Source organism: Paenarthrobacter sp. (assembly GCF_031180005.1).
Taxonomy (GTDB): domain Bacteria; phylum Actinomycetota; class Actinomycetes; order Actinomycetales; family Micrococcaceae; genus Arthrobacter.
Genome location: NZ_JAPSHI010000018.1, coordinates 1 through 20,478, shown reverse-complemented (window position 1 = coordinate 20,478; position 20,478 = coordinate 1). Strand labels below are relative to the sequence as shown.

22 protein-coding genes and 2 tRNA genes are annotated in these 20,478 nt (G+C 60.4%); 18 read left to right on the top strand and 6 right to left on the bottom strand.

What is annotated here, in order from left to right; genetic code table 11:
* Window positions 1–52 precede the first annotated feature (52 nt).
* On the top strand, window positions 53–457 hold the full coding sequence (gene rsfS / locus RIF72_RS13735; RefSeq protein WP_017200574.1) for a ribosome silencing factor: 405 nt from the start codon (window positions 53–55) through the stop codon (window positions 455–457).
* Between the two features lie 116 nt (window positions 458–573).
* Window positions 574–649 (top strand) — tRNA-Ala (locus RIF72_RS13730).
* Window positions 650–733: 84 nt separating this feature from the next.
* Here RIF72_RS13730 and RIF72_RS13725 read toward each other — a convergent pair.
* The gene (locus RIF72_RS13725) at window positions 734–1,324 is read right to left on the bottom strand and encodes a ScbR family autoregulator-binding transcription factor (RefSeq protein ID WP_309075428.1); all 591 of its coding nucleotides are present in this window, start codon (window positions 1,322–1,324) and stop codon (window positions 734–736) included.
* Window positions 1,325–1,699: 375 nt separating this feature from the next.
* On the opposite strand from RIF72_RS13725, the gene RIF72_RS13720 reads away from it, so the two are divergent.
* A tRNA-Ala gene (locus tag RIF72_RS13720) sits at window positions 1,700–1,772 on the top strand.
* Window positions 1,773–1,838: 66 nt separating this feature from the next.
* Here the strand turns inward: RIF72_RS13720 and RIF72_RS13715 are convergent.
* Complete coding sequence (locus RIF72_RS13715; protein WP_309075427.1) at window positions 1,839–2,216, bottom strand: cupin domain-containing protein; 378 nt, start codon at window positions 2,214–2,216, stop codon at window positions 1,839–1,841.
* 73 nt (window positions 2,217–2,289) lie between these two features.
* Between RIF72_RS13715 and RIF72_RS13710 the strand changes: the two genes are divergently transcribed.
* From RIF72_RS13710 to RIF72_RS13690, 5 genes are all read left to right on the top strand, one after another.
* Window positions 2,290–3,540: a methyltransferase gene (locus tag RIF72_RS13710; protein WP_309075426.1), complete on the top strand. Its 1,251-nt coding sequence runs from the start codon at window positions 2,290–2,292 to the stop codon at window positions 3,538–3,540.
* Between the two features lie 189 nt (window positions 3,541–3,729).
* A complete protein-coding gene (locus RIF72_RS13705) occupies window positions 3,730–4,980 on the top strand; it encodes an ROK family transcriptional regulator (protein WP_309075425.1) in 1,251 nt (416 codons plus the stop codon).
* A 137-nt stretch (window positions 4,981–5,117) separates the two neighbouring features.
* On the top strand, window positions 5,118–6,485 hold the full coding sequence (locus RIF72_RS13700; RefSeq protein WP_309075485.1) for an extracellular solute-binding protein: 1,368 nt from the start codon (window positions 5,118–5,120) through the stop codon (window positions 6,483–6,485).
* Window positions 6,482–7,351, top strand: coding sequence for a sugar ABC transporter permease (locus RIF72_RS13695; RefSeq protein WP_309075424.1), 870 nt, complete (start codon window positions 6,482–6,484; stop codon window positions 7,349–7,351). The genes RIF72_RS13700 and RIF72_RS13695 overlap by 4 nt, the downstream gene beginning before the upstream one ends.
* A complete protein-coding gene (locus RIF72_RS13690) occupies window positions 7,348–8,166 on the top strand; it encodes a carbohydrate ABC transporter permease (RefSeq protein WP_309075423.1) in 819 nt (272 codons plus the stop codon). The genes RIF72_RS13695 and RIF72_RS13690 overlap by 4 nt, the downstream gene beginning before the upstream one ends.
* Window positions 8,167–8,173: 7 nt before the next feature.
* Here RIF72_RS13690 and RIF72_RS13685 read toward each other — a convergent pair whose 3' ends face one another.
* A complete protein-coding gene (locus tag RIF72_RS13685; protein ID WP_237715847.1) occupies window positions 8,174–8,377 on the bottom strand; it encodes a hypothetical protein in 204 nt (67 codons plus the stop codon).
* Between the two features lie 115 nt (window positions 8,378–8,492).
* Between RIF72_RS13685 and RIF72_RS13680 the strand changes: the two genes are divergently transcribed.
* Genes RIF72_RS13680 through RIF72_RS13655 form a run of 6 tightly spaced genes read left to right on the top strand, consistent with a single transcriptional unit; the run spans window position 8,493 to window position 13,569 of the window.
* Window positions 8,493–9,500: a MoxR family ATPase gene (locus RIF72_RS13680; protein ID WP_309075421.1), complete on the top strand. Its 1,008-nt coding sequence runs from the start codon at window positions 8,493–8,495 to the stop codon at window positions 9,498–9,500.
* Between the two features lie 12 nt (window positions 9,501–9,512).
* Entirely contained in the window at window positions 9,513–10,442 is a 930-nt protein-coding gene (locus RIF72_RS13675) for a DUF58 domain-containing protein (protein ID WP_309075420.1), read from the top strand.
* A complete protein-coding gene (locus tag RIF72_RS13670) occupies window positions 10,432–10,905 on the top strand; it encodes a hypothetical protein (RefSeq protein WP_309075419.1) in 474 nt (157 codons plus the stop codon). Before RIF72_RS13675 ends, RIF72_RS13670 begins: the two co-directional genes overlap by 11 nt.
* Complete coding sequence (locus RIF72_RS13665; RefSeq protein WP_309075418.1) at window positions 10,896–11,867, top strand: VWA domain-containing protein; 972 nt, start codon at window positions 10,896–10,898, stop codon at window positions 11,865–11,867. The genes RIF72_RS13670 and RIF72_RS13665 overlap by 10 nt, the downstream gene beginning before the upstream one ends.
* A complete protein-coding gene (locus RIF72_RS13660; RefSeq protein WP_375164230.1) occupies window positions 11,849–12,865 on the top strand; it encodes a VWA domain-containing protein in 1,017 nt (338 codons plus the stop codon). Before RIF72_RS13665 ends, RIF72_RS13660 begins: the two co-directional genes overlap by 19 nt.
* The gene (locus RIF72_RS13655) at window positions 12,862–13,569 is read left to right on the top strand and encodes a hypothetical protein (protein ID WP_309075416.1); all 708 of its coding nucleotides are present in this window, start codon (window positions 12,862–12,864) and stop codon (window positions 13,567–13,569) included. The genes RIF72_RS13660 and RIF72_RS13655 overlap by 4 nt, the downstream gene beginning before the upstream one ends.
* Before the next feature lie 116 nt (window positions 13,570–13,685).
* Here RIF72_RS13655 and RIF72_RS13650 read toward each other — a convergent pair whose 3' ends face one another.
* Both RIF72_RS13650 and RIF72_RS13645 read right to left on the bottom strand, forming a co-directional pair.
* The gene (locus RIF72_RS13650; RefSeq protein ID WP_309075415.1) at window positions 13,686–14,192 is read right to left on the bottom strand and encodes a DUF2004 domain-containing protein; all 507 of its coding nucleotides are present in this window, start codon (window positions 14,190–14,192) and stop codon (window positions 13,686–13,688) included.
* 50 nt (window positions 14,193–14,242) lie between these two features.
* Entirely contained in the window at window positions 14,243–15,208 is a 966-nt protein-coding gene (locus RIF72_RS13645) for a LysR family transcriptional regulator (protein WP_309075414.1), read from the bottom strand.
* A 394-nt stretch (window positions 15,209–15,602) separates the two neighbouring features.
* On the opposite strand from RIF72_RS13645, the gene nrdH reads away from it, so the two are divergent.
* The 4 genes from nrdH (at window position 15,603) to nrdF (ending at window position 19,599) form a co-directional block, all read left to right on the top strand.
* Window positions 15,603–15,845: a glutaredoxin-like protein NrdH gene (gene nrdH / locus RIF72_RS13640; RefSeq protein WP_011775022.1), complete on the top strand. Its 243-nt coding sequence runs from the start codon at window positions 15,603–15,605 to the stop codon at window positions 15,843–15,845.
* Window positions 15,846–15,908: 63 nt separating this feature from the next.
* Entirely contained in the window at window positions 15,909–16,379 is a 471-nt protein-coding gene (gene nrdI / locus RIF72_RS13635; RefSeq protein WP_309075413.1) for a class Ib ribonucleoside-diphosphate reductase assembly flavoprotein NrdI, read from the top strand.
* An 11-nt stretch (window positions 16,380–16,390) separates the two neighbouring features.
* Complete coding sequence (gene nrdE, locus RIF72_RS13630; protein ID WP_309075484.1) at window positions 16,391–18,532, top strand: class 1b ribonucleoside-diphosphate reductase subunit alpha; 2,142 nt, start codon at window positions 16,391–16,393, stop codon at window positions 18,530–18,532.
* 92 nt (window positions 18,533–18,624) lie between these two features.
* Entirely contained in the window at window positions 18,625–19,599 is a 975-nt protein-coding gene (nrdF, locus tag RIF72_RS13625) for a class 1b ribonucleoside-diphosphate reductase subunit beta (protein WP_011775019.1), read from the top strand.
* 101 nt (window positions 19,600–19,700) lie between these two features.
* Here nrdF and RIF72_RS13620 read toward each other — a convergent pair.
* On the bottom strand, window positions 19,701–20,478 hold a 778-nt coding region (locus RIF72_RS13620), incomplete at its 5' end, for an HNH endonuclease signature motif containing protein (RefSeq protein ID WP_309075412.1).

Genomic DNA, 20,478 nt, shown 5'->3' with positions numbered 1-20,478 from the left:
TGAACAATGGCTCACGCCAAACATAGGCCACTGGCCACAACAAGGAGTACCCGTGTCTGCACATGAACAATCCATCACCCTCGCCCGTCACGCTGCGCGTGCTGCAGCAGACAAGCTTGCCGAGGACATTGTCGCCCTGGATGTCAGCGAGCGTTTGGCGCTCACTGACGTCTTCCTGATTGCATCCGCTCCCACCGAGCGCCAGGTCAACGCCATCGTTGACGGCATCGAGGAAGAACTGATGAAGCAGGACCTTCGTCCCGTGCGCCGTGAGGGCCGCTCTGAAGGCCGTTGGGTTCTCTTGGATTATGCGGACATCGTGATCCACGTCCAGCACGCCGAGGATCGCGTCTTTTACGCCTTGGAACGCCTGTGGAAGGACTGCCCTGTAGTGGACCTCGAATTGGGTGACGACGCTTCTGCGAAGGCTGTTTCGGCGGAAGATTCCGAGCTCTAAGTACAGGCTTCAGCCGAAATATGTCCGATTTGGAATTTTCGGAAATGCTGTTCTAAGATATTTGAGTTGCTTCGGCGCGGATGGTCAAAAAGCCAGATGCGAAGCGGCAAGAATATGGGGCTGTGGCGCAGCTGGTAGCGCACCTGCATGGCATGCAGGGGGTCAGGGGTTCGAGTCCCCTCAGCTCCACCACCAAGGTCCTGTCTGCTTCATGAATTGCATGGAGTAGGCAGGGCCTTTTCTGTACCTGGAGGCAGCCGCTTGCTGAACTCGTGGCTATTTGGCAGGTGCCGGGCGTAACGCCGGCAGCATGAACTCCCACATCTGTTCAATCCTCTGCAGCACGTCTTCGCGTGAGGTCAATATTTCGGAGACCATTTGAACACCGGTGAACGACGCAACCAGGTACCTCGCGAAGGCAGCAGCGTCCAGCTCGGGACGTACGGCGCCATCCGCTACAGCTTGCCGCAGCAGTTGCTCTGCCGTGTCGATCCAGTCCTGGTAGGGACCTGAGACGTCAGCGTCGAAGGCGGAGGCTTCAAACGTGAGCCGGATGCCTCCTTGGACCACCGGTTCATCCAGCAGCTGTTGGCCGAACATCCTGCAGAGTCCTATGAGCCTGTCCAAGGCGGGTGCGCCTGAGGCGATGATGGCGGACCCCGCGGCCAAAACGATGGCGTGCTGCTCTTCGATGACAGCCAGGGCCAAATCCCGCTTTGACGTGAAGTGGAAGTAGAGCGCACCCTTCGTGACGCCTGCGCGCCTGGTGATGTCGGTCAGGCTGGCATTTCCGTAGCCGATTTCCGCGAAGACCCGGGCAGCGCCTTCGATGACGGAAAGCCGGGTGTCTTTCGCACGTTGCTGCATGGGTGGTGAGTGGCCTCTCGGATCAGGCAGGAGACGGAGGAGTGTGCCGCCGTCGAGACTCCACAACGCTACCATCGGTGGCTTATAGGCCAGCCGGACATAAACCGACTGAACGGTTTGGTTTTGTTCCAAAGAAAATCTAGACTTCAGGGGGAGCCGCGCAGCTTTGGCGGGCGGCTCCTTCGCAGCCGATTTGGGGGAGGTGCGGTGGAGAAATCCAGCGCACCACGGCTGCGGATTGCGGCCAGTTGGACCGCAAAGCGGCGTGATGCAGCTCATGTTCCAGCGATTTCGCTTCTCGTGGGATTGTGGTTAGTATTGACGAGTTGCTTCGACGGGAAGAGAAATCGAACCGTTTGTAGTCAACAAAATTCCGGGGCTGTGGCGCAGCTGGTAGCGCACCTGCATGGCATGCAGGGGGTCAGGGGTTCGAGTCCCCTCAGCTCCACTTCGGAAGAAAGACCCCGCTCAATGAGCGGGGTCTTTCTGTTCTTCACCCGTTAGTCCCCGGGAGCTACTCCGCCGGACGCGCGAATTCGGCGCCGCTGACGAACTCGACGCCTTGGAATGGTTGATCGCCCACCACATGGGCGTTATGGCCCGGCGGGATGGTGTAGGAATCGCCGGCTGAAATGCTGATCTTGCCGCCGTCATTGGTTTCTACTTCCAAGTTGCCGGAAAGGCAGAAGCCGACGTGGCTCAATTCGCACGAGTCGGTACCAACTACTGGCTTGATGCAGTCGGCCCAGGTCCACCCTGGTTCAAAGGTCATACGGCCGATTGTGTAATCTCCCACGGTGACGAGGTCCAGCACCGTCTTTTCGGGGCGCCTCGTTTCGTCGGGAGAGTTGTGGGACTTTACTTCAAGGTTCGTGACAACATTGACACTCATGGCTTCTCACAGGGGAAGGGGAGCCCAATGATGAGTGGATCCCGGTGCCTGGCTCCAAGGGTCGCCGTGAACTGTGCCTGCCGCCTTGGTCTCCAACCGAAAGCAGGACAGGTGTTTGCGTTGTGCAAGCACTAGGTTCCTCCCAAGCCACCCTAAAGTCGAGACAGTTAAGCATGAAAGTGAGAACCGCACCGTGACGGCAATGGATATTGAAGCGCTCCTGGGTACGTTGAGCAGGCTTCCCGACGTCGAAGCGGACAACCTGCAGGCATTCGATGCCACAGACAAGCTACTGCTGGACACAGCGGCGGAACTGGTCGGCCCCGACACGAAGGTGGTTGTCATTGGCGACCGCTATGGCGCCCTGACATTGGGCGCCTTGGCTGGTCTCGGCGTCGGCCATGTGAGTGTTAGCCAGGACCTTTTCACTGGAAGGCTCGCGCTGAAACGCAATGCCGTGTCGGCAGGCTTGGAAGGACGTTTCACAGGGTACGACCTGGACCGGGACTTGCTGGACGGTGCGGGCGTTGTGCTTTTGCAGTTGCCCAAATCGCTGGCTGAGTTGGAGGAAATCGCCGACGCCGTAGCTCGGTTTGCGGCGCCGGATGCGGTCTTGCTGGCCGGAGGTCGCGTAAAGCACATGTCCCTCGGCATGAATGAGGTCCTGGAACGCTACTTCGCATCGGTGCAGCCGCAACTTGCCCGGCAGAAGTCCCGGGTCCTGGTGGCACGGGACCCCAAACCGACGGCCGGAAAGCCTCCCTTTCCTGTGGTGGAGTCGCTGCAGGAGTTGGGAATCACTGTGTGCGCTCATGGTGCTGCGTTCTCCGGCGCCCGACTGGACATAGGCACGCGCTATCTTCTGACGTTCCTGGACCGTATGCCGGCGTCAAGGCACGCCGTGGATTTGGGCTGCGGGACCGGCATTCTCGCCACGATGTACGCGCTTCGCCACCCGGATGCCCGCGTCATTGCCACCGACCAGTCAGCGGCAGCCGTTGCTTCAGCCAAGGCTACGGCGGCTGCAAACGGGTTGGGGGAGCAGGTGACAGTGATCCACGATGACGCCATGTCCACCCTTGAGTCGGACAGTGCTGACCTCATCCTGCTGAACCCGCCCTTCCACTTGGGTGCCAGTGTGCACGCCGGCGCTGCGCTCAAGATGTTTCAGGCAGCCGCCCGGGTTCTTGCCCCAAGGGGGGAGTTGTGGACCGTCTACAACAGCCATTTGCAGTACCGGTCCGCCCTTGAGCGAAGCATCGGGCCAACGGTTGAGGAAGGCCGGAACCCGAAGTTCACGGTAACGCGCAGCCGGAAGTCCTGAGGGCAACCGGAGTTCTGAACCTGGCCATCGAGGGGCGGCCGGAATGGCCTCCGCATGCTAGGGAGCGGCATTGTTACCAAGCCCTGACACCGGCGTCAGCGTGTGCTCGTATCCGAAGCGGCGGCGGTATCGTACGATTCAGACAAAGACCATCTTCGACGAAGTTCATCCCAATGACGAGGGGCATCAGTGACTGAGATCCGGCAGCCGACACCGAGGCGCGGAACCAACCTTCCCCGCATGGGGGACTTCAACCTGACCGTTATTCTGGAGGCGATCCGGCGGTCATCGGGCGGACTTAGCCGTGTTGAGTTGGCTCAGATCGTGGGCCTTTCCCCACAGACCATTTCGAATATCTCCCGGCGCCTCCTGGACCAGCAGCTGATTGTGGAGGCCGGTAAGGAAGGCTCGGGCCCCGGCAAGCCCAGGACCATCCTGCGCCTGAACCCGGCGGGTATGTACGCGGTGGGCGTTCATTTGGACCCGGCCGTCATCACCTTTGTAGTCCTCGACTTGCTGGGCGACGTCGTAAGGCACTCGCGGATGGCCACCCCCGGCGGTGACCCTGCCGACGTGATTACCAGCATTGCCGAACAGATTAACGTCCTCATCGAAGAGTCAGGCGTCGATGCTTCCAAGATCGCCGGGCTTGGTGTTGCGGTTCCCGGCCCGATCGACCTCGAGGAGGGCTCCGTGGTGGAGCCGCCCCTCCTGACGCGATGGAACCGTGTGCGCATCCGCGAGGCTTTGGCCGAGGCCACCGGCATGGAAACGCTGGTGGACAAGGACGTGACGAGCGCGGCTGTGGCGGAAACTTGGGCCGGCGGCGCCAGTGGGGCTGGCAGCTTCGTGTTCATGTACATGGGAACCGGTATCGGCTGCGGCATTGTGCTCAATGACGAAGTAGTGCGCGGCACTTCGGGCAATGCCGGCGAAATCGGCCACATCGTGGTGGACCCTAATGGTCCGCAGTGTGACTGTGGTTTGCATGGCTGCGTCAAGTCTTCCTGCATTCCGCAGGTGCTGGTGGCCGAGGCCGAAGCCGCCGGTTTGCTTGAAGGGCACCGGGAGGGTGCTGACGGCCCTGAAGTCCAGGAACGCTATGCCGCGTTGTGCGACAAAGCAGATGCAGGTGACGCCAAAGCCATTGCCATCCTGGACAAGTCCGCCACACTGGTGGCACGCGCCGTTTCCATCGTGACCAACACACTGGACGTGGAGCGCGTCGTCTTTGGCGGTCCGTTCTGGGGGCGGATGTCCCCTTACTTCCTGGAACGCGTTCCGGATTTGCTGGACAAGAACAATGCAGCCCGAATGATCCATGACCTGGAAGTCGTGGGGACCGGTGTGGGTGAAGACGTTGGTGCCATTGGTGCCGCCTGCCTGGTTTTGGAGCACATGTTGGCTCCGCGCGCGCAAAGGCTCCTGTTGGAAGGGTAGTTCGACGCAGGACAACTGAATATCCACAAGGCTCGGCCACGTCGCATGGGTGTCACGGTGAAGTATGGGGGCTGTAGCCACGTTCGACTGAATGGAGCAACATGCGCCGCCGTTTGAAAAATGAGGCAGTGAATAAAATGCCGGTGAAATACTCCGCTGCTGCTAAGTTCGCTGCCATTGTTTCCGTCGCTGCCGTCCTGACGGCAGCGACGTCCTGTTCGACTACGCCTGAGGCGGCCGAGAGCAAGACCCTGAAGATCGTCTATCAGAAAACCGACTCGTTCACGGCCTTGGACACCGTCATGCAGGACGCCAAGAAGGAATTCGAAGCTTCCAACTCCGGTGTGACCGTGGACCTTCAGCCCATCCAGGCCAATGACGACGACTATGGGACTAAGCTCGCCTTGGCACAGCGTTCCGCTGATACGGCGCCGGATGTTTTCTATGAGGACACCTTCAAGGTGCGGTCCGACGTCGACGCCGGTTACCTCCTCAAGCTGGACAGTTACCTTGAGAAGTGGGACGACTGGGGGGCGTTCAACGAAGCTGCCAAGGCAGCTGGCCGCGCGGATGACGGCGGCATTTATGCGGTGCCGTTGGGCACGGATACCCGGGCCATTTGGTATAACAAGTCCGTCCTGCAGAAGGCGGGAATTTCCGTACCGTGGCAGCCTAAAACGTGGGACGAGATCCTGACCGCCGCGCGCACCATGAAAGCTGCGGATCCCAATGTGATCCCGTTCAACATGTATGCAGGCAAGGGGACCGGCGAGGGAACGGTCATGCAGGGCTTCTATGAACTGCTCTATGGCACAGACAGCAGCCTGTATGACGAGAACGAAAAGAAGTGGGTGGTGGGCTCCCAAGGGTTCACCGACTCGTTGGCGTTCTTGAAAACCCTGTATGACGAGAAGCTCGCCGTGAGCCCTGCCGAAGCCCTGGACGCGAACGTGTGGAAGAAGGTCTTTGGCGAGTGGTTCCCGCAGGGCAAACTCGGGGCAACTGTGGAAGGTTCCTATACGCCGTCGTTCTGGCAGAAAGGCGGCGCGTATGAGTGGGCCGGCTATGAGCAGGAGATGGGCGTAGCCATGTTTCCCACACAGAAGGGACAGGACCCCGGTGGCGTGAGCATGTCCGGCGGGTGGACCTTGGCTGTGGGGGCGAAGAGCAAGAACCCTGAGCTGGCCTTCCAGTTCCTCACCACAGCGCTGAACAAGAAGAACGCCCTGGCCTATGACATCAACAACTCCCAGATCGCTGTCCGCACGGATGTTGCATCGGAGCCTGAATATCTGGCAGCCAACCCGTTCGTGAAGGACGTTTCAGACTTGGTGAAGGTAACGCATTACCGGCCGGCAACTGCCGATTACCCGAGGATCTCCACGGCCGTCCAAGTAGCTACTGAGTCCGTTATCACGGGTAAGCAGAGTCCTGAGGATGCCGCGGCTGAATACGATGCCACCGTCCGCAAGCTGGTAGGTGAGGACAAGGTTCTGGAGAAATGAGAATGCGCCGCTCCCTGCGGCTGCTCCCCGTCGTCCCGTCCGTTCTCCTGCTCCTGTTGTTCCTGCTGGCTCCTGTGGCGTGGTCCTTCTACGCCTCGTTCACCGACGCCGCGTTGTCAGGGCGGGCGGCCAAAGACCCGCAGTGGGTGGGTGTGGACAATTACGTCCGGATGTTCAGCGACGACTCTTTCCCTTTGGCCGCGTGGCTCACGATAGTGTTCGTCGCAGCGTCGGCGGTGCTGGGACAGAATGTGTTGGGCTTGCTGATTGCCCTGTTGATGACGCGTTCGCGCAGGGCAATGGCATCCTGGGTGGGGACCGCTGTGGTGGCGGCCTGGGTGCTTCCGGAGATCGTGGCTGCGTTTGCCGCATACGCCTACTTCAACCGTGAGGGAACGCTCAACCAGATAGTGGGAGCCTTCGGTGGTGTGGGCCCGGATTGGCTGTACTCGTTTCCCCTGGTGGCGATCGTCTTGGCGAACACCTGGCGTGGAACTGCCTTCTCCATGCTGGTTTACCGGGCAGCGCTTGCTGACGTTCCCAGGGATATCGCAGAGGCGGCGCTCATGGATGGGGCACGAGGCTGGCAGCGGCTCGCCTTCATCACGCTGCCGCTCATCCGGAGCAGTATCGCCACCAACCTGATGCTGATCACGCTTCAGACGTTGGCTGTGTTCACCCTCATCTGGGTGATGACTGCCGGAGGCCCCGCCAATGCCAGCACCACATTGCCGGTGTTGGCTTACCAGGAAGCGTTCAAGTTCGGTGACATTGGTTACGGCACAGCCGTGGCATCGGTGCTGATTCTGTTGGGGATGATTTTCGGTGGCGTGTACGTGCGGTTGCTGCGGGAGCAACGGCCATGACCACCAAGGCCAAGTTGGGCGCGGACATCGCCCTGGCGGTCATCGGGATTTGTTTTGTTGCGCCGTTGCTCTGGTTGCTGTTGGCCGCCGTCGACCCCCAAGCCGGGTACCAGACCAAGGTCCCCTTGGTGCCTTCCACCGAGAACTTCCGTGCGGTGATGACTCCCGAGCTGTTGTTTCAACCCTTGGCAAACAGCTTCCTGTTGTCAGCGGGCACGGCTGTGGTGAATGTGCTTGCTGCTGTGCTTGCCGCCTACCCGTTGTCCAGATATCAATCACGGTTCAACAAGCCCTTCCTGTACACGGTCCTGTTTGGGACGTCGTTGCCTGTGACGGCCATCATGGTGCCTGTCTATGGCTTGTTTGTTCAGCTTCAGTTTTTGGATTCCATGGCTGCCACCATCTTCTTCATGGCAACTACCACGTTGCCCATGGCGATCTGGATGACCAAGAACTTCATGGATTCCGTTCCTCTTGAGTTGGAGGAAGCGGCGTGGGTGGATGGGGCCTCCACGATGGCGGCCCTGCGGAGCATCGTCCTGCCTCTGATGAGGCAGGGACTGGGAGTGGTGTTTATTTTTGTTTTCATCCAGGCGTGGGGAAACTTCTTCGTCCCCTTCATCCTGTTGCTGTCCACAGGCAAGCAACCAGCCGCAGTATCCATCTTCAGCTTCTTTGGCCAGCACGGCGCTATCGCCTACGGCCAGTTGGCCGCGTTCTCCATCTTGTATTCGGTCCCTGTGCTGGTGCTTTATGCGCTGGTATCCCGTGGCATGGGAAACTCGTTTGCCCTCTCCGGGGCCATGAAAGGTTAGTTCGGTGTCAGTCGATGTCCTCGATGATCTCCCCGTAGGGTATGGATTCGTCCAGATGGGCTTGGTGACCGGTTGGGCCCCTGTTGAAGGTGATGCGGACGCCGTGTCGTTGGTCTGCTGCAGACTGGAGGAGAACCGGTCGTACGGCGTCGATGACGTGCTGGTCCTGGGAGGCGAGGTACTTCTGATAGGCGGCTGGTAGCGGATGCATGGCAAAAGAATAGACCCAGGAAGAGCACATGGGGAGGGGTCCCCATTGCGGCCTTGCTCCAGGAAGGCTTGGATGGAGTGGCCGTTTCACATCAGCGCCAGCAAGGGGACCACGAGTGCAACAGATCACAGCCGTAGCCGGAATCGATGCACCGGACATGGCCCGTGCCCAGCAACTCGTCGGGAGCATCGTACGCAGCTTCGAAAACAAAGTGGTGGGCCAGGCAAGGTTGCGCGAGACGCTGGTGATCGGCCTGTTGACCGGTGGCCACGTCCTGTTGGAAAGTGTGCCCGGCCTCGCAAAGACCACCGCGGCCCAAGCAATAGCAGAGTCGGTGAGTGCGGAGTTCCGCCGGATCCAGTGCACGCCGGACCTGCTGCCCAGCGACATCGCCGGTACGCAGATTTTCGACGCCGTCAAAGGCACGTTTGTCACGCAACTGGGCCCGGTCCACGCCAACATCGTCCTGTTGGACGAAATTAACAGATCCAGTGCCAAGACCCAGAGCGCCATGCTGGAAGCGATGCAGGAACGGCAGACGTCCATCGGCGGCGAGTCCTACCCTTTGCCCCAGCCTTTCCTGGTGCTCGCTACGCAGAACCCCATCGAGCAAGAAGGGACGTATCGTCTCCCCGAAGCCCAGATGGACCGGTTCATGCTCAAGGACGTACTGGACTATCCAAGTCCTGCAGAGGAAGCGGAAGTCATCCGGCGGATTGACGCCGGCGTGTTCAACGCGGACCAGAAGCCTCCCGCGGCCGCCTCCCTTGACGCCGTAGTCCAGGTCCAGGAATTGGTACGGCGGGTTTACATTGATCCGGCGATCGTCCGCTACATCGTGGGACTCGCCTACGTCACCCGCAACGCCTCCCAGTATTTGGAGCCCAGGCTCGCTAACGTCGTGGAATTCGGCGCCAGCCCGCGTGCGAGCATCGCCTTCAGCCAGGCAGCCCGAGCCATGGCACTGCTCAAGGGGCGTGACCATGTCATACCTGAGGACGTCAAAAACCTCGCACATCGGATCCTGCGTCACCGGATCATCCTCGGATTTGATGCCGTGGTGGAGGAAATTTCCGTGGAAACCGTGATCGATGCCGTGTTGGCATCAGTCCAGACGCCGTAGCAGGGCCTGCACGTGCCCAGCCTTCTCCGACGCGTCAAGTCGAAGATGTTCATTTTCGCCCACCGTAGGACACTGACCCTTCTTGACGGCGAATACGGCTCGGTCTTCAAAGGACGCAGCCTGGACTTCGATGAACTCCGCGCGTATGTCCCGGGCGACGAGGTCCGTGACATCGATTGGAAAGCCACTGCACGGCACGGATCGCCCCTGGTCAAGCGCTATGTCGCAGTGCGCCGCCACGCGGTCCTGTTACTGGTGGATACCGGAAGAAACATGGCAGCACAGGCGTTCTCGGGGGAGTGCAAGAAGGACATCGCCGTTCATGCAGCCGGCGTCCTCGGGTACCTGGCTTGCCGGCACGGTGACGACGTTGGTCTCCTTCACGGGAACGCTGTTGCGTCCAAGTACCTCCCGCCCCGCAGCGGTGAAGAGAATTTGGAGCGGTTGCTCCGTGAAGTAGATGCCAGCGCTTCCCTCGACAGCCCAGCCAGTGGCATTGCGGCGCAGCTGGACTATGTGCTGCGGTACCTGAAGGGACGCCTGCTCATTGTTGCCATTGCGGACGAGTTCCTGCCGGACGCCAGCACCGAGAGCCTGATGCGCAGGTTGCGCGGCCGTCACGAGGTCCTCTGGCTGACCGTCCGGGACGCAGAGCTCGCTGCTGAGGCAGGAAGCCAAATGCAAGACAGCACGGACGTGGGCACGGGACGTGGAATTTCCCGGTCCGTGGCCGTGGACAGCAAAGTACGCGCCGCCTACGCTGCGGCAATGCTCAAACGCGAGCAGGGGCGGCGGGACGTGTTCCACCGGCTGGGAATCGCGGAGGAACAAACGACCGGCAGTGAGAACGTCCTGACTGCAGTCTTCTCACTTCTCGAAAAGCACCGGTCCGGAACTTTCACCACAAGAACCTTTGCGCGGGGTGGCACCCGTGCAGGATGAGGCCGGCTTCTACCCGCCCCTGCAGTATCAGCCACAATGGTTGTGGCTCGGACTCATTCTGGTACTCGTCATCGTGGGTTGGTACGCATGGATCTTCCGGCCCGTCCGCAAGACGGTGCCGGTCCACGAAGATCCAGCCCGTAGGCTGATGGTGCCGGACCTTGAGACACTTCGGGCCACCTACCTGGCCGCAATCCACGCCACAGCGCTGGACGCCGACGCCGGCCGCTTGCCAGAGCGCGACGCCCATCAAAGGCTCAGCTTCCTCGTGCGGGAGTTCGCCGGAGCGGCCAGCGGCTTGCCCATGACCTCCATGACCCTCGAGGACCTCCACCGCCACGAATTCAAAAACCTGGCAGCAGGAATAGCCGGCATCTATCCCAGTGAATTCGCGCCCCGACCCGTCCATTCCGTCAGGCAATCCGCAGAGAGCGCACGGCAGGTGGTCTTGGCATGGAACTGAGCTACTGGTGGATACTGCCCTTGGCTGCAGCAGCGGTGACCATCACCGCCTGGCTGTACCGCCGCCGTCGTCCCCAAGGAACCAGGCCAATCGCGCACGGCGGGCGGCTCACTGACCTCCCCGAGTACCAAAAGGCGTTGCGCCGGCACCGCACCCGCTTGGCGCTCGCCGTGGTGTTGGGCGCAGTGTTCCTCGCTGCGACCGCCACGGCAGCCGCAAGGCCCATCCAACGCACAACGGAGCAGCCGGAAATCAGGAACAGGGACATCGTGCTGTGCTTGGACGTCTCTGGGTCCATGACCAGCACGGATGCCGCCATCGCTGCAGTATTCGAAGACCTCGCCAAGGAGTTCGACGGCGAAAGAATCGGCATGGTCATCTTCGACAGCAGCAGTGTGCAACTCTTTCCGCTCACCGACGACTACCAGTTCGCCGCCGAACAACTCACGCAAGCGAAGGAAGCCTTGGACAGCGGCACCGGGTCCTTCTTCGACGGCACCTGGAACGGGGAAGGCTCCTCGCTCATTGGTGACGGACTGGCATCCTGCATACAGAGCTTCCCCGACACCGACGCAGGGGAGCGCTCACGGTCCGTGGTGCTGGCCACAGACAACTTTCTTTCCGGGGAACCGATCTTTACCTTGGACGAGGCCGCAGCCCTGGCCGCCGGGAAAAACGTGAAGGTGTACGCCCTGAACCCCGGCGACATGGACTACGGCGAGCAACCCGAGCAGCCCGGTGCCCAGCTCAGGGCAGCAGCAGAAAGGACCGGCGGCTCCTACTTCACCTTGGACAGCCCCACCGCCGTGCCGGGCATTGTCCAAAAAGTGCAAGAAACCGAGGCCACAAGCTACCTCGCGGCACCGCAGGCAGTGGTCGCCGATACACCCGCTTGGCCTCTGGGTATCGCCTTGCTTGCCGGCTCGGGAATGCTGCTGCTCGGATGGCGGCTGGAGCCATGACCTTCGCCCCCATCATTCCGTGGCCCCTACTGGCCTTGGCATTCGTCGCCGTGCTGGGCTTCACTGCCTGGACCTACATGAGGCGTGTTCGAAGCCAGCCGCTTCGAACCTGGAGGCCCGCAGCCCTGCGGAGCGCCGCCGTCGTACTTCTTCTGCTCGCCGCTTTGCGTCCCGGTTGGGCAGGTGGCCAAGCCCAAACTGCCACCACGGACCTGGACGTCTATTTCGTCGTAGACACCAGCACCAGCATGGCAGCGGAAGACTACAAAGGAACCGGCACACGGCTTACGGGGGTCAAACAGGACGTCCTGGCCATTGCAGAGGAACTCGCGGGAGCCAAGTTCTCCCTCATCACCTTTGACAACAAAGCAACCGTCCGCATGCCGCTCACGCAGGACGCAACAGCCCTCCAAACCGCCATGACCACCTTGCAACCCCAAAACAGCAGATACGCCAAGGGGAGCAGCATCACAGGCGCGGCACAACTCCTGAAAGAAAGGCTCACGGCCGCCAATCAGCAACATCCAGGTCGCCCGGCACTGGTCTTTTACGCCGGTGACGGTGAGAACACCAGTGCCGAGGCCCCGGCTCCCATGGATGCCACCCATGTGGCCGGGGGAGCGGTACTGGGGTACGGCACCGGCGAGGGCGGCCCGATGAAGGAAACCGCGGACCCTGACGCTGGATACGTGAAGGACAAAACCTCCAACACCCCACAGGACGCGGTCTCACGAATTGACGAAGCGCAGTTGCGAACCATCGCAGAGCAACTCCACGTCCCCTACGCCCACAGAACAGGCGCCGAGCCAACATCGGACATGTTGGGCCAAGCCCGCCCCGACGCCATGACCACCATGACACACGACGGCCCGGGGCGCGTAGAACTCTACTGGCTGCTCGCCATGGCCGCTTTCCTCCTGGCAATCCACGAGCCGTTGCGGCACTTCACCGCACTTCAAACGCTTCGGCCAGCCATGCGGAAGGAGCCCACCACATGACCGGCGATAAAGCACGACGGCGGCGAAGCAACCTTGCGCTCTGGTCAGCGCCACCTGCGCTCGTGGCGCTCGCAGTTGCGGCGAAGCTCCTGAGTGTTGGAGTTTTGGGTGACTCTGCCGGACAGTCCTTTGATGCCGGGCAGCAGCAGGGTGTGGCCCGCGCGGCGTCGTGGTTGCAGGTGGCCAACATCCTTGAACCACACAAAGCACATTTCGCCTCCGGAGATGCCCAGGTTTTGGCGGGGGACTTCGCAGCTGCACGGCAGGATTTTGAGTCAGCCCTGAAAGCCGGCTCCGGCGTCGATGAGTGCAAAGTGCGCGTCAACCTGGTCCTCAGCATTGAGAAGCTGGGGGACGCTGCCGGGGATCGGGACGCAGCTGCCCAACTGTTCAGGGAAGCCATGGCTTCAGCAAAAGACGCACCGCCACAGTGCCACCTGGTAGGCCCGGCAAACGCCGCAGGAGAAGGTGGCAGCCTGGATGCGGCCGAAGAGCGGCTGGCCGGCAAAATCGCCGAGGGCGAGTCGCAGAACGACGTTCCGTCTAAGCCCAACCAGGAAACGCCGTCGCCCCCGAAACAGGAACAGCTTCAGCAGCTTGAAGAGAGCGCGCAACAGGCCCAGCGGGAGCGTTCGGAAGGTCAGGAACGGGGCGAGTACCTGCGAGGGCCGGACAAAGCCCCGGGTATAGATAGGCCATGGTGACTTGACGAAGCATCTGCTGTGACCGCGTCCTGCGCTACCTCGTTAAGGCAGCCATAACGACGGCGGCCGGTCACCCGAAAGGTGACCGGCCGCCGTCGTGCGCCGTTAAAAGCTGTTTACGACTCCCACAGGATTTCGTCGTCTACCACGCCGTCCTCATCAGCGGCCACTACCAACAGCTCGTCGGTGAAGTGCGAGCCGAGGGTGAAGTCCAACACGAAGTACCGCTCCGGCTGACCCGGATAGATGGCCACATGGCCGAGTTTGAGGGCTTTGAGGAAGACGTCGTTGGTTAGTTGGCCTTTGTCGCTGACACCAAAGACCGATTCGAGTTGCTCTTCTTTGAGCTGTGAACTGTGGAAGTGCAGGAACTGTTGGGGGTTGGTGCCGTCTTGGTCGAGTTCATCGGCGATCATCTCCCTGACCTGGTCCACGAGTTCCGGCAGGAAGCGCAACCTATAGTCCACCTTGCGCAGGGCCGCCTCATCGAAGTGGTCGTGCGCGGTGACATTGAGGTCCAGCTCTAACTGGTTGCCGCCAAGTTCGTGTCTCGCGACGAAGCAATGTTCACGCCCGTGGTTGAGCTCGATCTCCCCAAAATGTTTGCTCGCTACCTTGCCCATGTGATCAATCTAACCCCATCAACCGGCGGGTTCCAGCACTTCGCGGCAATTCACCTCTCGAGCTTGCGGCCCTTGACAGGAGCGGATTTTAGGGGGTGAAGACCACTCTTTCCCGAGGTGTCCCTGAGGGTGTCCGCAAGCAGCTGTGTGAACAACTGCACTTGGGCTGTGCGCTTTTCGTTGATGAGCAGGGCGAACACGTTCCGGGCCAGCCGGATGTCCGGTACGTCAAGGACCACGACGCCGGGTGGTCGGTTCCGCAGCGCCAGTTCCGGTACCAGCGAGGCACCCAGGCCGGCGGCTGTCATCTCCAGGCTCGCGTGGAAATCGTCGCTGTAGGCCACCACCCGGGGGTGCAGGTTGCAGCTGGCGAACAGGCGTTCGATCACCAGGGCATCGCTGGTTCCCGGGTGGTGGACGATCCATGGCATGTCGGAGAGATGCGCTGCTTCGATCTCGGCGTCCTCGCGGATCTTCCAGGATGCCGGCAGCACTACGCGGAAGTCGTCGTCGCCTATCCACTGGCGTTCCAGTGAATGCGGCCACGCCAAGCCGGATTGCCCCACCTGGTAGACCAGCGCCACATCCAACTCGTCGCCGCTGCGCAGGCCTTGAATGGTTTGTGCCGGTTCCGCCACGGAGACCCGCAGTTCAATGCCTAGTCCGCTCCATCGTTCATTCCGCAGGATGTCAGGCAGGACATAGGTTGCGAGGCTGGGGAAAATGCCCAGCCTCAGCTCTTGCGCGGGGGAGTCATTGGTCCTCGAGGCTGCCGCCATCAGGGCCTCGACGTCTGTGAGTACCTTCGACGCGTGCCGGGTCATGGTCAACGCGGCCTCTGTTGGAACAACGCTGCGGGCTGACCGCTGGAAGAGCTCGACGCCGGTATCGCGTTCCAGCGCCGCCATCTGTTGGGAGACTGCTGAAGCTGTGTAGCCGAGTTGGACGGCAGCGGCTGCGAAGGAACCCAGCCGGGTGACCTCCATCAAGGTGCGGAGATGGAGAAGGTTGACCATCAGTCGATTTTAGCTGTTCGCCACGCCACATTTTCAAAGTGTCACGACACGCCGTATCCCGGCGACACGCTGAAGATTAAATGTGGCTAAGTAGTCCACAGGGTGTGGATGACATCTCTCAATTCGGCGGAATCACGGACATTTTGAGGTCCCCCGCCTGTGGACGAGTGGTGGATTGAATGACATACTTGTAATACATCATCTTGGGGTTCCGGCGAGGCGCTTGCACTACATGTAGTATCGATTTACGGATTGAGCGGGAAACCAGCACAAGACTAAATAAGCGTGTTGGCTGCCACAGCAGCCCGCGGGCCGGTATCGGATTCAGAAACTAGTTCCGGTTGAGCCCGCCAGATACGAAGAGCGACAGACTTCAACTAAGGGGACAGGGATCATGACCGTTACGGTTTACACGAAGCCGGCCTGTGTTCAGTGCAACGCAACCTACCGTGCACTCGACAAGAAGGGCATTGCCTACCAGAGTGTAGACATCTCCCAGGATGCCGAGGCCCTCGAGCGCCTCAAGGCCCTGGGCTACATGCAGGCGCCGGTTGTCGTGACCGAGCAGGACCACTGGTCTGGTTTCCGCCCGGACAAGATCGAGGAACTGGCCCAAGCTGTTTCCTCCGTGGCCTAAGTTTCCATTCAAACTTCGCCACCACAGCAAACTCAGAATTCCTATGTAGTCGAGGTGACTCCCATGGCACCGCTGGCAGCGGCAACCGTACGCAAAGCTGCGGAAGCTGTCACCACCAGGAGTCACCTGATCTACTTTTCCTCGACTTCCGAGAACACCAAACGATTCGTCCAAAAATTGGGCAGGGATGCAGCACGCATCCCGCTATATGCCCAGGATGCACCGCTTCAGGCCCTCGAACCGTTCGTCCTTGTACTGCCCACTTATGGCGGAACAAACGGCGAAGGTTCCGTGCCGAAGCAGGTCATCAGATTTTTGAACGATCCCCGGAACAGGAAACTGATCCGGGGTGTTATTGGAGCAGGGAACACCAATTTCGCGGATAACTATTGCGCAGCGGGGGACATCATCTCCGTTAAGTGCAAGGTGCCGCATCTTTACAAATTTGAACTCATGGGGACGCCGGAAGACGTTCAACGGGTCAACGAAGGGCTGGAAAAGTTTTGGACACAACTGTCGCAGAAACAGAAGTAACCGGGGGCGCTGTGGACACGGTCAAGAAGCCGCTGCCTGAGGCTTTCAAGGGCTTGGGTTATCACGAGCTCAACGCCATGCTGAACCTGTATGGCCCCAACGGTGAGATCCAGTTCGAAGCTGACCGTGAAGCTGCGCACCAGTACTTCCTGCAGCATGTGAACAACAACACGGTGTTCTTCCACGACCTGGAAGAGAAGCTCGACTACTTGGTGAAGAACCAGTACTACGAGCGTGAAACCCTCGACCAGTACACAATGAACTTCATCCGCGACCTCTTCAACCGCGCGTACAAGAAGAAGTTCCGCTTCGAGACCTTCCTCGGCGCCTTCAAGTTCTACACGTCCTACACGCTGAAGACTTTTGACGGCAAGCGTTTCCTTGAGCGCTACGAAGACCGCGTCTGCATGGTGGCCCTACACCTGGCCCGCGGTAATGAAGAACTGGCCAACCGCCTCGTCGACGAAATCATTGATGGCCGCTTCCAGCCGGCCACCCCCACGTTCCTCAATGCCGGCAAGGCACAGCGCGGTGAGCTCGTCTCCTGCTTCCTGCTCCGCATCGAAGACAACATGGAGTCGATCGCCCGCGCCATCAACTCCGCGCTCCAGCTCTCCAAGCGAGGCGGCGGTGTAGCTCTTTCGCTCACCAACATCCGCGAGCACGGCGCTCCGATCAAGCAGATCGAAAACCAGTCCTCCGGCGTCATCCCCGTGATGAAGCTCCTCGAAGACAGCTTCTCCTACGCAAACCAGCTCGGTGCCCGCCAGGGCGCAGGTGCCGTTTACCTGCACGCCCACCACCCGGACATCCACCGCTTCCTGGACACCAAGCGTGAGAACGCTGACGAGAAGATCCGCATCAAGACGCTCTCCTTGGGCGTTGTGGTTCCGGACATCACGTTCGAGCTCGCCAAGAAGAACGAGGACATGTACCTCTTCTCCCCGTACGACGTCGAGAAGGTCTACGGCGTTCCGTTCTCCGATATTTCGGTGACCGAGAAGTACTACGAGATGGTTGATGATTCCCGGATCAAGAAGACCAAGATCAGCGCCCGCGAGTTCTTCCAAACTCTCGCGGAGATCCAGTTCGAGTCCGGCTACCCGTACATCATGTTCGAGGACACCGTGAACCGGGCCAACCCGATCGACGGCAAGATCACCATGAGCAACCTGTGCTCGGAGATCCTGCAGGTTTCCTCGCCGTCCATTTACGCCGAGGACCTCAGCTACGAGACCGTGGGTAAGGACATTTCCTGCAACCTCGGTTCCATGAACATCGCCAAAACCATGGATTCGCCGGACTTTGGGCTCTCCATTGAGACCTCCATCCGCGCCCTCAGCGCTGTTTCGGACATGTCGTACATCAACTCCGTGCCTTCCATCGCCCAGGGCAATGCCCAGAGCCACGCGATTGGCCTCGGCCAGATGAACCTCCACGGTTACTTGGCTCGTGAGCATGTCCACTACGGTTCCGAAGAGGGCCTGGACTTCACCAACATCTACTTCTACACGGTGCTGTTCCACGCTCTGCGCGCTTCCAACCGCCTGGCCATCGAGACCGGCCAGACGTTCGGCGGATTCGAGAAGTCCACCTACGCGTCCGGTGAGTTCTTCGACAAATACACCGAGCAGGAATGGGTTCCGGAGACGGAGCGCGTCCGCGAGCTCTTCGCCGGCCACCACATCCCCACCCAGGATGACTGGCGCGAGCTGAAGGCTTCCGTCATGGAGCACGGTATCTACAACCAGAACCTGCAGGCCGTGCCGCCCACCGGTTCCATCAGCTACATCAACAACTCCACGTCCTCGATCCACCCGGTGGCCGCCAAGATCGAAATCCGCAAGGAAGGCAAGATAGGCCGCGTTTATTACCCGGCTCCGTACCTGACCAATGACAACCTGGAGTACTACCAGGATGCCTACGAAATCGGCTACGAGAAGATCATCGACACCTACGCCGCTGCCACGCAGCACGTGGACCAGGGCCTGTCCCTGACGCTGTTCTTCAAGGACACCGCCACCACGCGTGACATCAACAAGGCGCAGATCTACGCATGGCGCAAAGGCATCAAGACCCTCTACTACATCCGTCTCCGCCAGATGGCCCTCGAAGGGACCGAGGTTGAGGGCTGCGTCAGCTGTGCGCTCTGATCAACCGCGCTGAAAACTAAAGATTACGACGGCGGGTTACCACCCGCCGTCGTAGGCTTATCTCAAGAAAACCATCGCTTTAAGGGGATGAAATGACCGAAAAGGTCAAGCTGCTGACACACGTCGAGGCCATCAACTGGAACAAAATCCAGGACGACAAGGACGTGGAAGTCTGGAACCGCCTGGTCAATAACTTCTGGCTCCCGGAGAAGGTGCCGCTGTCCAACGACGTCCAGTCGTGGCACACACTGACGCCGGACGAGCAGCAGCTCACCATGCGCGTGTTCACCGGCCTCACTCTCCTGGACACCATCCAGGGCACCGTCGGCGCCGTTTCGCTGATTCCGGACGCGATCACCCCGCACGAAGAAGCTGTGTACACCAACATCGCCTTCATGGAGTCGGTGCACGCCAAGTCCTACTCGTCCATCTTCTCCACCCTGTGCTCCACCAAGGAGATTGACGACGCTTTCCGCTGGTCCCTCGAGAACGAGAACCTGCAGAAGAAGGCCCAGATAGTTATGGACTACTACCAGGGCGACGATCCCCTGAAGCGCAAGGTTGCGTCCACTCTGCTGGAGAGCTTCCTGTTCTACTCAGGCTTCTACCTGCCCATGTACTGGTCCTCGCGCGCCAAGCTCACGAACACGGCCGACCTCATTCGCCTCATCATTCGAGATGAGGCCGTTCACGGTTACTACATCGGCTACAAGTTCCAGAAGGGCCTGGAAAAAGTTTCCGAGGCCCGCAAGCAGGAAATCAAGGACTACACCTTCGAGCTGCTCTTCGAGCTCTACGAAAACGAAGTCCAGTACACGCACGACCTCTACGACGGCGTCGGCTTGGCTGAGGACGTCAAGAAGTTCCTGCACTACAACGCCAACAAGGCCCTCATGAACCTCGGCTACGAGGCCATGTTCCCGGCTTCCGTCACCGACGTGAACCCGGCTATCCTGTCGGCCCTGTCCCCGAACGCTGACGAGAACCACGACTTCTTCTCCGGCTCGGGCTCTTCCTACGTGATTGGCAAGGCTGTCAACACGGAAGATGAGGACTGGGAGTTCTAAGTCGTCGCCTATTAGTCGACTATTAGGAGGCGGGCAGCGAGCAATCGCTGTCCGTCTTTTTTGTGCCTAAATTGAGGCGTCGCAGCTCCTGCGGCGGGTTTCTACGTTCTGGAGGGGTGGTGTCCGGGCAGGGGTGGGGCTTTTGATTGGTAGGTGTGCCCGGTGGGGGTGCTGATTTCCAGGGTGTGGACACCTCCGTGCAATTCAGCGGCAACGGTTTTGGTGGTCCAGCCGGGGTTTTCCTTGGTGTGGTTGCACGCCTCGCACAGGCCTGCGCCGTTGGCGAGGTTCGTTTTGCCTCCGGAACGCCAGGGAAGAACATGATCGATGTGCCGTATGGGCGCATCGCAGTACGGGGTTCGGCAGATGTCGTCGCGGATCTCTATAAAGCGTCTGAGTCGTGGTGGGAAGAGCCGGGCTTTGGAGTCCATGCTCAGGAGCTCGCCCGTGGCGGGCGCGGTGTAGAGCCGGCGAAGCCACACCGTGAACTCTGTATCCGGTGTTGTCGAGTGATCCGGGCCGGTTTGGTCCTCGGTCAGAAGCTCTCTGGCCCATTCTGCGGGGACAATTCCGTAGCCCTTGAGCCGGGCCGGTTCGCTGTCGCCCTGGAAGAGGGTGCGGTCAGTCATGACGAGGTCCAGGTTGACCCCGGAAATCCCGCCGGGGGTGCCGGTAACTCGTTCAACCAAAGTGTCGGCCATAACCTGGCCACGGGTCGGGACAACCCCACCGGACCTGACATCCCCGCTTGCACGGGCAGAATCAGCCGTCCGGCACAGGGCCGCGTAAACAGCCACTCCTTGGGCGACCGGTAGCAGGGCGGTCAGGTACGTCATCGCGTCAGGAGCAGGGCGCAGGCTGACGGTCCGTTCGGCGGCG